At 62.2% G+C, this 13,915-nt stretch carries 13 protein-coding genes and 1 pseudogene; 7 read left to right on the plus strand and 7 right to left on the minus strand.

Annotated features, from left to right (window positions below; genetic code table 11):
- Positions 1 to 11 precede the first annotated feature (11 nt).
- Genes AAHM40_RS09435 through AAHM40_RS09445 form a run of 3 tightly spaced genes read left to right on the plus strand, consistent with a single transcriptional unit; the run spans position 12 to position 1,674 of the window.
- Positions 12 to 785, plus strand: a complete 774-nt coding sequence (locus tag AAHM40_RS09435) for a class II glutamine amidotransferase (protein WP_342244396.1) — start codon at positions 12 to 14, stop codon at positions 783 to 785.
- An 18-nt stretch (positions 786 to 803) separates the two neighbouring features.
- A complete protein-coding gene (locus tag AAHM40_RS09440; RefSeq protein ID WP_342244397.1) occupies positions 804 to 1,328 on the plus strand; it encodes a DUF2937 family protein in 525 nt (174 codons plus the stop codon).
- 37 nt (positions 1,329 to 1,365) lie between these two features.
- Complete coding sequence (locus AAHM40_RS09445; protein WP_342244398.1) at positions 1,366 to 1,674, plus strand: NIPSNAP family protein; 309 nt, start codon at positions 1,366 to 1,368, stop codon at positions 1,672 to 1,674.
- Positions 1,675 to 1,951: 277 nt separating this feature from the next.
- On the opposite strand, the gene AAHM40_RS09450 is transcribed toward AAHM40_RS09445, so the two are convergent.
- Positions 1,952 to 3,709: a SulP family inorganic anion transporter gene (locus AAHM40_RS09450; RefSeq protein WP_342244399.1), complete on the minus strand. Its 1,758-nt coding sequence runs from the start codon at positions 3,707 to 3,709 to the stop codon at positions 1,952 to 1,954.
- A 141-nt stretch (positions 3,710 to 3,850) separates the two neighbouring features.
- A complete protein-coding gene (locus tag AAHM40_RS09455; RefSeq protein WP_342244400.1) occupies positions 3,851 to 4,933 on the minus strand; it encodes a hypothetical protein in 1,083 nt (360 codons plus the stop codon).
- A gap of 243 nt (positions 4,934 to 5,176) precedes the next feature.
- Between AAHM40_RS09455 and AAHM40_RS09460 the strand changes: the two genes are divergently transcribed.
- Positions 5,177 to 6,592: a DUF2252 domain-containing protein gene (locus AAHM40_RS09460; RefSeq protein ID WP_342244401.1), complete on the plus strand. Its 1,416-nt coding sequence runs from the start codon at positions 5,177 to 5,179 to the stop codon at positions 6,590 to 6,592.
- Positions 6,593 to 6,853: 261 nt separating this feature from the next.
- On the opposite strand, the pseudogene AAHM40_RS09465 reads toward AAHM40_RS09460, so the two are convergent.
- A pseudogene (locus AAHM40_RS09465) lies at positions 6,854 to 7,099 on the minus strand (hypothetical protein); the annotation flags it as partial.
- Positions 7,100 to 7,424: 325 nt separating this feature from the next.
- Here AAHM40_RS09465 and AAHM40_RS09470 point away from each other — a divergent pair.
- Both AAHM40_RS09470 and AAHM40_RS09475 read left to right on the plus strand, forming a co-directional pair.
- The gene (locus tag AAHM40_RS09470; protein WP_342244402.1) at positions 7,425 to 8,096 is read left to right on the plus strand and encodes a DUF3313 domain-containing protein; all 672 of its coding nucleotides are present in this window, start codon (positions 7,425 to 7,427) and stop codon (positions 8,094 to 8,096) included.
- 329 nt (positions 8,097 to 8,425) lie between these two features.
- Positions 8,426 to 9,451, plus strand: a complete 1,026-nt coding sequence (locus tag AAHM40_RS09475) for a sterol desaturase family protein (protein ID WP_342244403.1) — start codon at positions 8,426 to 8,428, stop codon at positions 9,449 to 9,451.
- Positions 9,452 to 9,584: 133 nt separating this feature from the next.
- Here AAHM40_RS09475 and AAHM40_RS09480 read toward each other — a convergent pair whose 3' ends face one another.
- From AAHM40_RS09480 to AAHM40_RS09495, 4 genes are all read right to left on the minus strand, one after another.
- Positions 9,585 to 10,079, minus strand: coding sequence for a PaaI family thioesterase (locus AAHM40_RS09480; protein ID WP_137820824.1), 495 nt, complete (start codon positions 10,077 to 10,079; stop codon positions 9,585 to 9,587).
- 81 nt (positions 10,080 to 10,160) lie between these two features.
- A complete protein-coding gene (locus tag AAHM40_RS09485; protein WP_028629021.1) occupies positions 10,161 to 11,339 on the minus strand; it encodes a vWA domain-containing protein in 1,179 nt (392 codons plus the stop codon).
- Between the two features lie 31 nt (positions 11,340 to 11,370).
- Complete coding sequence (locus tag AAHM40_RS09490) at positions 11,371 to 11,766, minus strand: GFA family protein (protein ID WP_342244404.1); 396 nt, start codon at positions 11,764 to 11,766, stop codon at positions 11,371 to 11,373.
- 77 nt (positions 11,767 to 11,843) lie between these two features.
- Positions 11,844 to 12,689: an AAA family ATPase gene (locus AAHM40_RS09495; protein WP_028629022.1), complete on the minus strand. Its 846-nt coding sequence runs from the start codon at positions 12,687 to 12,689 to the stop codon at positions 11,844 to 11,846.
- 220 nt (positions 12,690 to 12,909) lie between these two features.
- On the opposite strand from AAHM40_RS09495, the gene cysK reads away from it, so the two are divergent.
- Positions 12,910 to 13,884 carry a cysteine synthase A gene (gene cysK / locus AAHM40_RS09500; protein WP_342244405.1) on the plus strand — a complete coding sequence of 325 codons (975 nt, stop codon included), beginning with the start codon at positions 12,910 to 12,912 and terminating at the stop codon, positions 13,882 to 13,884.
- The last annotated feature ends 31 nt before the right edge of the window (positions 13,885 to 13,915 follow it).

Here is a 13,915-nt window from a genome sequence, read left to right on the forward strand (position 1 = left end):
AGTCCTGAACCATGTGCGAATTGCTCGGCATGAGCGCCAACGTCCCCACCGATATCGTTTTTAGCTTCACCGGCCTGATGCAACGTGGCGGCGGCACCGGCCCGCACCGCGACGGCTGGGGCATCGGCTTCTATGAAGGGCGCGGCCTGCGCCTGTTCCAGGACCCGGCCGCGAGCATCGAGTCCGAGGTGGCGCGCCTGGTCCAGCGTTACCCGATCAAGAGCGAAACCGTCATCGGCCACATTCGCCAGGCCAACGTCGGCAAGGTCTGCCTGTCCAACACCCATCCGTTCGTCCGCGAGCTCTGGGGCCGCAATTGGTGCTTTGCGCACAACGGCCAACTGTCCGGCTTCGAGCCGCCCAGAGGCTTCTACTGCCCGGTGGGCGATACCGACAGCGAAGCGGCCTTCTGCAACCTGCTCAACCGCGTGCGCGGCGCTTTTCCCGAACCGGTGATGGCGGAGATCCTCCTGCCGGTGCTGATCCAGGCCTGCTTCGAATTTCGCCAGAAGGGCGTGTTCAACTGCCTGCTCAGCGACGGCGACTGGCTGTTCAGCTTCTGCTCCACCAAGCTGGCCCACATCACCCGTCGCGCGCCCTTCGGCCCAGCACGCCTGAAGGACGCCGACCTGACCGTGGACTTCCAGGCCGAAACCACCCCCAACGACGTGGTCACGGTGATTGCCACCGAACCGCTGACCGACAACGAAAACTGGAACATCTTCCAGCCCGGCGAGTGGATCCTCTGGCGCCGCGGCGAGATCGTCACCCAGGGCCGGGCCTGACAACAGGAGATACAGGGAATGTTGCGAAGCTACCTGCGCCTGATCCTGTTCACCCTGGGCCTGCTGGTCGGGGTGCAGGTGCCGGGGTTTATCGAAGACTACGCCCAGCGCGTCGACGCCCACCGGCTGGAAGCGGAGCAGGGCCTCAAGGGCTTCCGTGAAACCGCCCAGCGCTTCTTCGAGGGCGACCTCGACGCCCTGGTCGCCCACTACCGCGCAAGCGCTGACCCGGTCATGCGCAGCGACGCCGACAGCGTGGCCCTCCTCGTCACCCGCAACGACCTGATGCAACGTGAATGGCGCGCTCTGCAGGGCCCCTGGTACCAGCGCGCCTGGCATGTACTGACCATGGCCAACCCCGAGCTGCGCCAGGAAACCCTCACCGCCTACAGCTACCAACTGCTGCTCAAACCCGAGGCCATCGCCTGGGGCCTGGCCTGCGGCCTGCTGCTGGCGTGGCTGCTGGAAAGCCTCCTCCTGCTCATCGGCGCCGCAGCTGGCATCGTCCGCAGCAAGAAGGTGCAGCAGCGGCATTGGCGGTGACGCTCATGCCGCCCATCCATTGCCAGAGAGGGAAGAAATGGTCACCTGTTACCTGAGATATGTCCTGGACCCGTACAAGCTCAGTGAGTTCGAGCACTACGGAAAGCTGTGGATTCCGCTGGTGGAAAAGTTCGGCGGCCAGCACCACGGCTACTTCCTGCCGTCCGAAGGCGCGAACAACATCGCGCTCGCGATGTTCTCCTTTCCCAGTCTTGCGGACTACGAGCACTACCGGCAGCAATCGATGAACGACCCGGAATGCATCGCCGCCTTCAAGTACGCGGAAGAGACCCGGTGCATCCTCAGCTACGAGCGCTCGTTCTTCAGGCCCGTGTTTGGCGCGTAGAGAGCACTGGCGGTGCTCTATCGGACCATCGCTGATGGGTATCGCTGCGCTCCAGCGGAGCGCCGCCCGCCACATCCTGCGAGTGGCACGTCTCGAATCCGTGTGTTGCGGCTGAGCTCGATCCGCTGCCAGCCGATCACGTTTCCACCGTTCCCACTTCCTGCCGCAATGCATCAGCCAATGTCTGGAATGCCTCTAGCAGCCGTCCTTCGTCCCCGGAGGCATTACCCGGTCCCCTCTCCGCTTCCAGCTCGGCTCGTCCTTCAGCGACGGGGCATCATGCGCCAGCTACAGCCTTGCCCTGGAACTCGTCGATGACGTCGGCCACCGAAACCGTGTGACCGAAGTTGCCGAAGCGTTCCTCCAGCCCTTCGGCGCGCAGTATGTCCCGTACTTGCGCATGGGCCCCGACGGGGCGCAAGCGTATCCCCAGCGTCTGCAGTTCCCCGTGCAAGGTTTCGAGCATACGTACGCCGGCCAAGTCGACGAGCGGGGAGGCGGACATGTCGCAGACCACCAGCTTCAACGCGTCGGGGGTAGAGCGGATTTTCTGCCAGAGCACATCGCGAACGTGCTCGACGTTAAAGTAGAGCAACGATGCTTCGACGCGGAATACCAACACGCCCGGTACGGCCAGGTTTTCGGGGTTGCGAATCATGTCGGAATAGCTCCGAGTGCCGGGGATCTGGCCGAGAAACGCCACGTGGGGGTGCGCGACGCGATGGATCAACAACAGGAGCGACACCAGTACCGCCAGCAGCACGCCCTTGAGAATCCCCAGCAGCAGCACGGCGGTGAAGGCCACCATCGACACGCTGAATTCGAAGCGACTCAAGCGCCAGACGTGGCGCAGCTCGCGGATGTTGATCAAGCCTTTGACGGCCACCAGCACGATGGCCGCAAGCACCACATTGGGCAGGTTGGCCAGCAGGCCGGTCAGGAACATCAGGCACAAGGCGATGGTGATCGAGGCAAAGACCAGTGCCAGCGGCGACTTGGCACCGGCTTTGTCATTTACCGACGATTGAGACAGACCGCCGGCCACCGGATAGGCCTGGAACAAGGCTGCACCCAGATTCGCGGCACCCAGGCCAAGCAGCTCCTGGCGTGGATCAATTTCCTGGCCATGCGCCTGGGCCAGGGCTCGGGCTGCTGAAACGCTTTCCACATAGGCCAGCAGCATGCAAGCGAACGCGAGGGGAATGACCCCGTCCACGTCCCGCAGTCGCAGCTCCGGGAGATGGAAGTCGGGAAAACCGGTCGGCAAAGCCCCGACAACCGTGAAGCCAAGGCTGCTCAGCGGCGTCGCCGACAGGGCGATGATCGAAATCACCACCACGAACAAGGCCACCGGGCGGCCCGGCAGAAACCTTTCCCCGAGCATCAGCGCCGCGATGGCTACCAGGCCGAACATCAGTACAGCGAAGTTGGTATCGGGAAGTTGGCCGGCCAGGACAATGATGCGCTCGAAGAAGTCTTCCCCGCCTCCCTTGACCCCGAACAGCTTGGGCAACTGGGTCATCGCAATGGTCAGCGCTGCGCCGGCCTTGAAACCCAGCAGAATGGTCTCGCTGATGAAGTTGACCAGCGAGCTCAGGCGCAGCAGCCATGCCAGCGTACACATGGCGGCGATGACCAGCGCTGTCAGCGCCGCTATGTCGGCCCAACGTGTCGGATCGCCCCCCGCCATGCCCGCAACCGTGACGCCGATGAGCATCGAGATGGCAGATGTGGGGCCGATGGCCAACTGGCGAGAAGAGCCAAACAGGGCATAGAACAGGCCGCCGACCAGATAGCAGTAGATGCCGTACTGCGGCGGAAGACCCGCGAGCAAGGCATAGGCGAGGGAAACCGGAATGCCGTAGGCCGCCAGGGTCACACCCGCGATAACGTCACTGCGAAGCCATTGCGCTCGGTAGGCCGGGAGCCACTGGGCTGGAGGAAAGGCCGCGCGCCAGCCGTGAACCGGCGCATGGGCGGCAGGACTCGTTGCGGGCGTCGCCTTATCGGTCGTGGGGGGATCGCTTCTCGGCATAAGTCCATCCGTCCTGCAGGCGGAGCGTCGGTCTTCTACCACCTCGACTGCAACATGACCGCGGTGGGACTCAGCGATCTGTGCAGTGTAGATCGTCCCGATTGTGCCAGCGAAAGCGGGCGGGGCTATGCCGGCGCGCCATCACTGCGCCGGAATGGTGATCAGCGGCAGATTGTCGTTCCCCTTGGCCTCCGACAGCGTGAAGAAAAACATGATGGCGGCCAGTGCCCGCTTCGCCTGCCAATTGCTGTCGTCGATCCAGAACCAGTGATCGCGATAACGCACGGCCGTGTAGGCGTGCTCGGGCTTTTCCTTGCCGCTGCGAATGAGAATCCCTGATGCGCGATTCTCCACGCTACCGGTGTCGACGGTCGGCACGGCACTCCCGTCCTGGATATGCGCTTGGGGCGCTTCGATGTAGCTGGAGAAGGCCGTCATGATCTGCAGCATCGAACGGCTGTTGACTGACAGTTCGCCCGCTTCGCCGCGTGCCGGCGAGTACTTGAGCACGAGCCGCTCACTGTCTTCCGGCAAGTGCAGCAAGCGGCGGAGCTGCTTCTGTTTTTCCAGTATTTCCGGCTCTACATCATCCCGCCGCATGATCAGCAGCGCGGTCGTTCCGGTGGCTTTGTCGTCTTCCACGCGCAAACCCACGGCGCCTGCGACCTGGATATCGCGAAGCAGCGCCAGGGCACGCAGGAACTCCGGTTCAGCTTCGCGCACGGTGCCTGCCAATGCCGTGCGATTGCGGACACCATTGAGCGACTCGACCGTCAGCCCGAGGATGAAGTCCGCCGCATAGCCTGACTGGAGCAAGGAGAAAATATTCTTTGGGTCGATGGGGGTCAGCAGTCCGATCAGGAACTTCTCACCGGTCATCGGCACATAGGTAATCGTGGGGCGGTCGGTGTACTTGCCGTTGGCGCCCAGCACGACGCTGTTGCCCTGAATGGCATCGGCCGAGGAAATCTGGCCGCCAATGCTGCCTCCGGTTTCCAGCGAGTAACCGGCGACTATCGAGGCAACGTCGACAAACACGGGCATGTCCATGTAGCGCAGCTTGACGATGTTGAGCAGGGTTTGCTGCTTCCAGGAATCGGCTATGGCCGAACTGTAATCGAAGCGATCCATCGTCACGGTCGCGGGGCCGATGCTCGCGCAACCCGACAGCGCCAAAGACGCAACCACGGCGGAAATGAGAAGGATCGTCTTGTTCGGAGTCACTCTCACCATCCTCGACTGGGGATCGGCGGTCCGATCATGGCCCACAACCTGAGAGGTTAGCCCAGCCCCGCAAGCCTCAGCGTCGCTCCGCAACATCCGCCCACGCGGACATCCGGGCCGAGGGTGTGCATAAGGCTGAAAGTTCATCTTTCATCATTATTGAGGGCGACCAACACGGAGTTCGTGCCGGGGTCCGAGGGCCAACCGACGATGACTGTGAGCGGGATAGGGTGGGGCGCAATCATGGCAGCCAGCAAGAAAACCACCAGCACGGCAAAGGGCAATTCGGCCAAGGCAGCAGCGGCCGTAACGCAATTCCGCTCTCGCGAGGAACGACTGAGTGCCGGGAAGCTGCTGCGAGACAGGGTGCCGCGCAGCAGCCATGCCGCCTGGACAACAAAGGACAAGCGACGGGACCCGATCGCGATACTCGAAGAATCGAACAAGGATCGGCTTCAGGAGCTGGTGCCGATCCGCTACGGACGCATGCTCCGCAGCCCCTTTACCTTCCTCCGGGGCTCGGCGGCGCTCATGGCCCATGACCTGGCCAGAACCCCCGACATCGGCGTGCAGGTGCAGGCCTGCGGCGACTGCCACCTCTTGAATTTCGGTCTGTTCGCCACGCCAGAGCGCAACCTGGTGTTCGACCTCAACGACTTCGACGAAACCCTTCCCGCCCCCTGGGAGTGGGATATCAAACGGCTCGCCGTGAGTTTTGCGGTTGCCGGACGCGATAACGGGCTGTCCGATGACCAGGCACGGGAAGCCGCGGTGGCTTGTGTGCGCGCCTATCGGGAGAGCCTGCACGAATACTCCAGTAAGAACCCGCTGGAGGTCTGGTACTCGCGCCTGGACATGGACACCCTGATCGAGATGGCGCCCGATGAAAAGGTGAAAAAGAGCCGCCAGCAACTTGCCGATAAAGCCCGCGCGCGGGTGGTCGAAAACGTCTTTCCCAAGATTACCGAGCAGGTTGCCGGGCTGCCGCGCATCGTCGATCAACCCCCGATCCTGTACCACGTCGACACACCACGATTCCTGGAAACGGCCCACCGTGCGATGGCGGACTACCGTTCGACGCTGTCCGACGAACGTCGCGTTCTCCTGGATCGCTATCGCCTGGTGGACGTAGCCATGAAAGTCGTGGGCATTGGCAGCGTTGGCACCCGCTGCTTCATCGGATTGTTCTTCTCCGAAGAAAACCATCCCCTGATTCTTCAGTTCAAAGAATCCTGTCGCTCGGTTCTCGAACCCTATGCGGGGAAAAGCCAGTACGCGAACCAGGGGCAGCGCGTTGTGATGGGGCAGCGGCTCATGCAGTCCTCCAGCGACATTTTCCTGGGCTGGACGCGAGGCCAGGGTGGGCATGATTACTTTGTCCGGCAGATGCGTGACATGAAGATGTCCGTGCCTATCGAGGGGGTTTCAGCCACGCGGCTCAAACGCTATGCCGGAATCTGTGGCATTACCTTGGCCCGCGCCCATGCCAAGTCGGGTGATAGTGCGACCATCACGGGTTACCTGGGCAATGGCGACAGTTTCGATGAGGCACTGGGTGACTTTTCCCTCGTCTATGCCGATCAGACGGAGCAGGATCATGCGGCCTTGGTGAAGGCCGTGAAGTCCGGGCGATTGGAGGCCCTTATTGAGGAGGAGTAATGATCAGTTTGGGTGTACGGACCTGAGACATGGCTGACGGGTGTGCGGAGACAAGGTGGACACATCATGGTTCGCAATCCGGGCTGTTCAGGTCGATCGTTCCGAGCCGGTGATGACAGAAACAGACGTCGAACAGCCCATCGCTATCCTGGCGGGGTTGAAACACGGGCGCCTCGCCACCGGCCGCTCTCCGCTTCAGGGTGAGCGGCCGGGGGAGGGGAACCGGGCCAGCCTCGGACGCCGCTAGCAGTCCCCAGGCGGAATCTGTCGACTGCGAGTGCGTTCAGTCCAGGTACGCAGCAGGTAGATGACGGCATCGGCCAGGCTCCATGCGAGGTTGCAGCCGAAAGCCGCGATCAGCATGGTTCTTGCCTCTTCACGGCCTGCCCTGGCAACGCTCTGCGATCCAATGAAGGTCATTGCCATCAGCAGTCCGAATATCACTTCGGTGATGCGGTCGACGGGTTCGAGTATTGGCTGCCGGGTGCCTCTTTCCTCGTGTTCCATCGCAGACCCTCGCTCTATCAGCTTCGCGAGAGACGTGTAGGCAAGGCGTCAGAGCCGCGCGGGTTTCAGGGGCGACCCAGACCCAGACCGGCGTCCTGCCCGCACTCGTGATCCTGTGGTCGCCGTTGATTAACGTGTGATCCGCACTGGAACTCGGCATGGCGCCAACTACGCTTGAGCCTGTCCCCACGGCGGGGATCGCCCTGACTCCCGACCTGATAGCGGGAGCAGAAGCGAGGAGTCCAATTCTCTTTTCCGCACTTTGCATCCTGCTTTCCAGGTAACTGGAGGGCGGACATTCAGATTTTTCCATCGGGGGTTCACCATGCGTTCGAACGTGATTGCTGTAACGGTCGCTGCACTTCTGGCCACGGGGGGATGCTCGAGCACAATGGTCGAGCCGGCCAATTACTCGGGTTTCCTTCCGAACTACCAGGTGTTGGAAGAGCAGGAGTCCGCCAGTGGGGTGAAGGTAGCCCGCTGGATAGATCCCGACATCGACCTCTCGCGCTATAGCAGCATTTATTTGGAGCCCAGCCAGTTCTACCCGCGTCCCCAGTCCAGCCCGCAGATACCCCAGGCCACGCTGGATGACATCACCCGGTACTACGATGCGGCGCTGAGGCGAGAGCTCGGATCGGTGGTGAGGATCAGCGACTCGCCCACGGCCGACAGTGTCATAGTGCGTCCGGCCATTACCGCTGTTTCGACGTCCACCGAGGGGCTCAAACCTTACGAGGTGATTCCCATCGCTCTTGTCGTCGCCGCGACATCCACAGCGATTGGCGCCCGGGACCAGCAAGTGGAAATCGCCACCGAAGCGATGTTCCTCGATGGCGGCAATTCCAAACTCCTGGCGGAGGTGGTGCGCCAAGGCACCGGCGAAAGTTTGGAGAACAAGGAAGCGGTGCTTTCGGTGAAGAACATCCAGCCCGTAATTGACGGGTGGGCAAGCGACATGAGACTCGCCTATCTCCAGTTCCACAAACGTCCCTGACTCAGGCCGGCTGCCGCAAGGTGAGCTGGCCAGCGAGCACCGTCAGCTGGGCGCAGCTCTCTCGCACGCAGAAATAAGGCCCGCCATAAGGCGGGCCACAAACCGTCCCGCAAAATACTCAGCAGGCGTCGTGCATACCATCGTCGATGGTGATGCCCTCTGCTCGCATCTGCTTGATCCGGAGAAAAGGGGACCGGCTAATGGGTGTCCCCTTTTTGCCCCACTCGTTCCCTCCAGCCCGCTGGGATGCAATTTGATCGCGTGATGCAGCAGCGGATGATTCCCGTTTTGATCTAGAATGCGCTTCCTTCCGTCGAGGCCAGCCATTCATGGATGTTCTCTTGTACGTCCATGAGCGCGTGGCCAAGTGGACGATCGATCCCGTAATCACCCAGTTCGCCGGCATTTTCGATCTGAATGGCCGCTTTGGCGTGTTGTTCCTGTGCATTTCCTATTGCATCGCTTACGGGCTGTTCCGATTCAGGAAGCATCGCGAGCTGACCAGCGCGAGCTCGTTCTGGCAGTTCATCGGGGGCAGCCGGGTGTATTTCCACAGGTCGGCGTTGCTGGATTACCGCTACTACTTCGTGCGGGCGGTGCTCAAGGTGGCGCTGGTGGTGCCCATTGTCGCCCTGGTCGACCCGTACATTCTGAAGTCGGGGGACTACATCGCCTTTTTCACCAACCTCTGGGGCGAGCGCCCGCGACTGGGTGAGAACCTCTCGCTCTCGCTGCTCTACGGGTTGGGCGTGTTCCTGGTGAAGGACTTCGTGCACTACTGGGCGCACCGGGCCTTTCATTCCCGCTGGCTCTGGGCGTTTCACAAGGTCCATCATTCGGCGCCCGTGCTGGTGCCGGCGACGGCGAGTCGGGTGCACTTCGTGGAGAAGATCGTCGAGAAGCTGAGCACCGGCGTCTTCCTGGGCCTTTACGCCGGCACCTTCTGGTATGCCTGCGGTGGGGAAATCAGCCGCTATACATTGTTTGGCGTTACCTACCTGGTGTTCATCTGCAATGCCCTGGCGGCCAACCTGCGGCACAGCCATGTGTGGCTGTCGTTCGGGCCTGTGGTCGAGCATGTGCTGAACAGTCCGGCCCAGCACCAGATTCATCACAGTGATGCGCCCAAGCACTTCAACAAGAACTTCGGCACCAACCTGTCGATTTGGGACTGGATGTTCGGCACGCTCTACGTCACCACCTCGAAGCCCGAGGACATCCGCTTTGGCACCCTGGAAAAGGACCACGACCGCTACCTGACGATCTACAGCCTGATCGTCACGCCATTCGTTGAGACGGCGCGCAAGCTCGCCAGGGTGAAACGCCTGCAGCGATTTCCGCTGCGCAATGGCTAAGCGGAATCGATGCCTGGGTGGCGCCAAACCCCGCGACGGAATTGACCGTGAATGGGGCAGGGTAGGGAAACGGGGTGGCTTGATCTTGCCGTGATTGGCATCTGGCTACTGGTCAATTGGGCTCCCGCGTTGCTCAAGACTCGCGACCGTGGGCCGACGCAGCCAGCTGCCCGGTGTCCACCCGCACGAACACGGAATCGCCGACGGCGGTCAGCAGCTCTCCTGCATAAACCTCACAGATCACTCGGGTCTTGCGGCCCAGTTCGCCCTCCAGCCGGGCGCGCAGCAGCAGCGGCACGCCCATGGGCGTCGGCTTGATGAACTTGATGCCGAGGTTCCCGGTGACGCACTCGATGCGCGGCAGGCTACCGGGCTCGCGGCCCTCGGCGCGGTAGTGGTAGGCCATGGCGGTCCAGTTGGAGTGGCAGTCCACCAGCATGGCGATCAGCCCGCCGTAAACCAGGTCCGGCCAGCCGCAGTACTTGGCATCCGGCACATGTTCGGCCACGACATGGACGCCGTCCTCGTGCCAGTGGCTCTTGATGTGCAAACCGTGATGGTTGCGACCGCCGCAGCCATAGCAGACGCCATCCGGCGCGGCGGCATCCTGCAGGGAGATGTCGTGCATGATCGACTCGTTTCGAAGGAATACGGACCAAGCCTAGCGGCTTTGGCAACAAAGCAGAACGGGCCCCGCAGGGCCCGTTGTTCATTTCGACAGAAACTTCATCCCGTCTTCCAAGCCCCGCAGTGTCAGCGGGTACATCTGGTCGTTGATCAGCTCGCGGACGATGTTGGTGGAGGCGGTGTAGTTCCAGGTGTCTTTGGGGTAGGGGTTGATCCAGATGAGCTTCTTGTACTTTTCCATGAAGCGTTTCATCCAGGCGTAGCCCGGTTCTTCGTTCCAGTGTTCGACGCTGCCGCCGGCCTGGGTGATTTCGTAGGGGGCCATGGCGGCGTCGCCGACGAACACCACTTTGTAGTCCGGGCCGTACTTGTGCAGCAGGTCCATCGTGGCGGTGCGTTCGGAGGTGCGGCGCAGGTTGTTCTTCCACACGGATTCGTAGACGAAGTTGTGGAAGTAGAAGTATTCGAGGTGCTTGAACTCGGTCTTGCAGGCCGAGAACAGCTCTTCGCAGACCTTCACGTGAGCGTCCATGGAGCCGCCGATGTCCAGCAGGAGCAGCAGCTTCACGGTGTTGCGGCGTTCCGGGCGCATCTGGATGTTGAGCAGGCCGGCGTCTTTCGCGGTGTGGTCGATGGTGCCTTCCAGGTCCAGTTCTTCCGCCGCGCCTTCACGGGCGAACTTGCGCAGGCGGCGTAGGGCGACCTTGATGTTGCGGGTGCCGAGTTCCACCTGGTCATCGAGATTCTTGTATTCGCGCTGGTCCCAGACCTTCACGGCCTTGCCCTGGCGCTTGCCGGCATCGCCGACGCGAATGCCTTCGGGGTTGAAGCCGCCGGAGCCGAAGGGGCTGGTGCCGCCGGTGCCGATCCACTTGTTGCCGCCGGCGTGGCGTTCCTTTTGCTCTTCGAGGCGCTTCTTGAACTCTTCGATCAGCTTGTCCAGGCCGCCTAGGGACTGGATCTGCGCACGCTCTTCATCGGTGAGCATGCGTTCGAATTCCTTGCGCAGCCATTCCTCGGGAATCAGCGCCTGGAGGTAGTCGTCGAGCTTTTCCAGGCCCTTGAAGTAGGCGCTGAAGGCACGGTCGAACTTGTCGAAATGGCGCTCGTCCTTGACCAGCACCGTGCGGGCGAGGAAGTAGAACTCGTCCATGTCGGCGAACACCACGTTGTGCTTCAACGCGTTGATCAGGTCCAGCAGCTCGCGGACCGAGACCGGCACCTTGGCTGCACGCATTTCGTTGAACAGGTTGAGCAGCATGGCTGCACCCTCGTTGTTTATCTGTGAAGCCTCAGGAGCGGGGCTCCTGGGGCAGGCCGTCGGCGATGGCGTACCAGTCGGCCTTGGATTCCGGGAATATGTGCTTCTGCGGGATTTCACCCAGCGGCGAATCCAGCGTGCCCAGGGCGATGGAGACCCAGTCGGGGTGGGCGTTTTCGCTGTACCACTGGAGGGTCGAGCCGCAGTGCCGGCAGAAGGTCCGGGACACGCAGGGGGAGGAGTGGTAGCGCGCTACGGCGTCCTCACCCTGCGTCCAGCGAAAACTGCTCCAGCGCACGTTGCCATAGGTGCCGAACGCCGCACCGTGGCCCTTGCGGCACTGGCTGCAATGACAATGGGTGGCGGATTTGATGGGCGCGTCGATCTCGTACTTCACTGCGCCGCACAGGCAACTGCCGTGGTGCATGGCTGGGGAACTCCTGTTTTGGCGGGGCTTCCCTCACCCCCGGCCCCTCTCCCAGGGGGAGAGGGGAGGTCAGGCGCTTAGCGGCTGGCGCGGCGGCTCATGAAGGCCAGGCGTTCCAGCAGTTGCACGTCCTGCTCGTTCTTCACCAGGGCGCCCGCCAGCGGCGGGATGGCCTTGGTGGGGTCGCGCTCGCGCAGGACGGCTTCGCCGATGTTGTCGGCCATTAGCAGCTTCAGCCAGTCCACCAGTTCGGAGGTGGAGGGCTTCTTCTTCAGGCCCGGCACCTTGCGCACGTCGAAGAACACGTCCAGCGCCTCGGCCACCAGCGAGTTGCTGATGTTCGGGTAGTGCACGTCGACGATCTTCTGCAGGGTGTCGCGGTCGGGGAAGGCGATGTAGTGGAAGAAGCAGCGGCGCAGGAAGGCGTCCGGCAGTTCCTTCTCGTTGTTCGACGTGATGATGATGATCGGGCGCTGCTTGGCCTTGATGGTTTCGTTGGTCTCGTAAACGTAGAACTCCATCTTGTCGAGTTCTTGCAGCAGGTCGTTGGGGAACTCGATGTCGGCCTTGTCGATCTCGTCGATCAACAGGATGACGCGCTCTTCGGATTCGAACGCCTCCCACAGCTTGCCTTTCTTGATGTAGTTGCGAACGTCGTGGACCTTGTCGGAATCCAGCTGGGAATCGCGCAGGCGGCTGACGGCGTCGTATTCGTACAGGCCCTGGTGCGCCTTGGTGGTGGACTTGATGTGCCAGGTGATCAGTTTGGCGCCGAAGGAGGCGGCCAGTTGCTCGGCCAGCATGGTCTTGCCGGTACCCGGTTCACCCTTGACCAGCAGCGGGCGCTGCAGGGTGATGGCGGCATTCACCGCGAGCTTGAGGTCGTCGGTGGCGACGTAGGACTGGGTGCCTTCGAACTTCATCAGTGAATCCTCGGACGTGAGACTCCGGTTGGAAAACCGGGCGGTTCAGTATTTGGGAAAACGCTGACTATAACGCGCGCACGAGTCGACTGTGAACGCAGACGATTCATTCAGTCACTGAATGGCAGGAATGCCCTCGAACCGCCCCCGGGGAGCGCTGGACGCTCCTGAGGATGGGCCGTAGGCTTGGGCACTTTTCCGCCATGACAAGGATTCCGCCATGAGCCGTATCTTCGCCGACAACTCGCAAGCCATTGGCAACACCCCCCTGGTGCGTATCAACCACCTGGGGCCGCGCGGTGTGACCATTCTCGCCAAGATCGAGGGCCGCAACCCCGCTTACTCGGTGAAGTGCCGCATCGGCGCCAGCATGATCTGGGATGCAGAGGCTTCCGGCCGACTCAAGCCGGGCATGACCCTGGTGGAACCCACCTCCGGCAACACCGGCATCGGCCTGGCTTTCGTCGCCGCCGCCCGTGGCTACAAGCTGATCCTCACCATGCCGGCTTCCATGAGCCTGGAGCGGCGCAAGGTGCTGAAGGCGCTGGGTGCGGAACTGGTGCTCACCGAGCCGGCCAAGGGCATGAAGGGCGCCATCGAGAAGGCCAATGAACTGGCCGCGTCCAATCCCGAGCAGTACCTGCTGCTGCAACAGTTCGAGAATCCGGCCAACCCGGCGATCCACGAGAAGACCACCGGCCCGGAAATCTGGAACGACACCGATGGCGCCGTGGACGTGCTGGTAGCGGGCGTTGGCACCGGCGGCACCATCACCGGCGTGTCCCGCTATATCAAGCAAACCTGCGGCAAACCGATCCTCTCGGTGGCGGTGGAGCCGGTGTCGTCCCCGGTCATCAGCCAGACCCTGGCCGGCGATGAGGTTAAGCCCAGCCCGCACAAGATCCAGGGCATCGGCGCCGGCTTCGTGCCGAAGAACCTCGACCTGACCCTGGTCGATCGCGTCGAGCAGTGCACCGACGACGAAGCCAAGGCCGTGGCCCTGCGCCTGATGCGTGAGGAAGGCATCCTCTGCGGTATTTCTTCCGGCGCCGCGATGGCCGTGGCCGCGCGCCTGGCAGAACGCCCGGAAATGCAGGGCAAGACCATCGTCGTCGTCCTGCCGGACTCGGGCGAGCGCTACCTGTCCAGCATGCTGTTCGACGGTCTGTTCACCGAACAAGAGTTGCACCAGTAGGTTGGCGTTGAGCGCAGCGAAACCCAACATG

Source organism: Pseudomonas sp. OTU5201 (assembly GCF_038440135.1).
Taxonomy (GTDB): Bacteria; Pseudomonadota; Gammaproteobacteria; order Pseudomonadales; family Pseudomonadaceae; genus Metapseudomonas; species Metapseudomonas resinovorans.

Bases quoted from the DNA above. Each gene is read 5' to 3' on its own strand.
- AAHM40_RS09470 (WP_342244402.1), top strand. From the start codon at position 7,425: ATGCGTTCGAACGTGATTGCTGTAACGGTCGCTGCACTTCTGGCCACG.
- AAHM40_RS09495 (WP_028629022.1), bottom strand. From the start codon at position 12,689: ATGAAGTTCGAAGGCACCCAGTCCTACGTCGCCACCGACGACCTCAAG.
- cysK (WP_342244405.1), top strand. From the start codon at position 12,910: ATGAGCCGTATCTTCGCCGACAACTCGCAAGCCATTGGCAACACCCCC.
- AAHM40_RS09435 (WP_342244396.1), top strand. From the start codon at position 12: ATGTGCGAATTGCTCGGCATGAGCGCCAACGTCCCCACCGATATCGTT.
- AAHM40_RS09490 (WP_342244404.1), bottom strand. From the start codon at position 11,766: ATGCACCACGGCAGTTGCCTGTGCGGCGCAGTGAAGTACGAGATCGAC.
- AAHM40_RS09460 (WP_342244401.1), top strand. From the start codon at position 5,177: ATGGCAGCCAGCAAGAAAACCACCAGCACGGCAAAGGGCAATTCGGCC.
- AAHM40_RS09485 (WP_028629021.1), bottom strand. From the start codon at position 11,339: ATGCTGCTCAACCTGTTCAACGAAATGCGTGCAGCCAAGGTGCCGGTC.
- AAHM40_RS09440 (WP_342244397.1), top strand. From the start codon at position 804: ATGTTGCGAAGCTACCTGCGCCTGATCCTGTTCACCCTGGGCCTGCTG.
- AAHM40_RS09445 (WP_342244398.1), top strand. From the start codon at position 1,366: ATGGTCACCTGTTACCTGAGATATGTCCTGGACCCGTACAAGCTCAGT.
- AAHM40_RS09480 (WP_137820824.1), bottom strand. From the start codon at position 10,079: ATGCACGACATCTCCCTGCAGGATGCCGCCGCGCCGGATGGCGTCTGC.
- AAHM40_RS09475 (WP_342244403.1), top strand. From the start codon at position 8,426: ATGGATGTTCTCTTGTACGTCCATGAGCGCGTGGCCAAGTGGACGATC.
- AAHM40_RS09450 (WP_342244399.1), bottom strand. From the start codon at position 3,709: ATGCCGAGAAGCGATCCCCCCACGACCGATAAGGCGACGCCCGCAACG.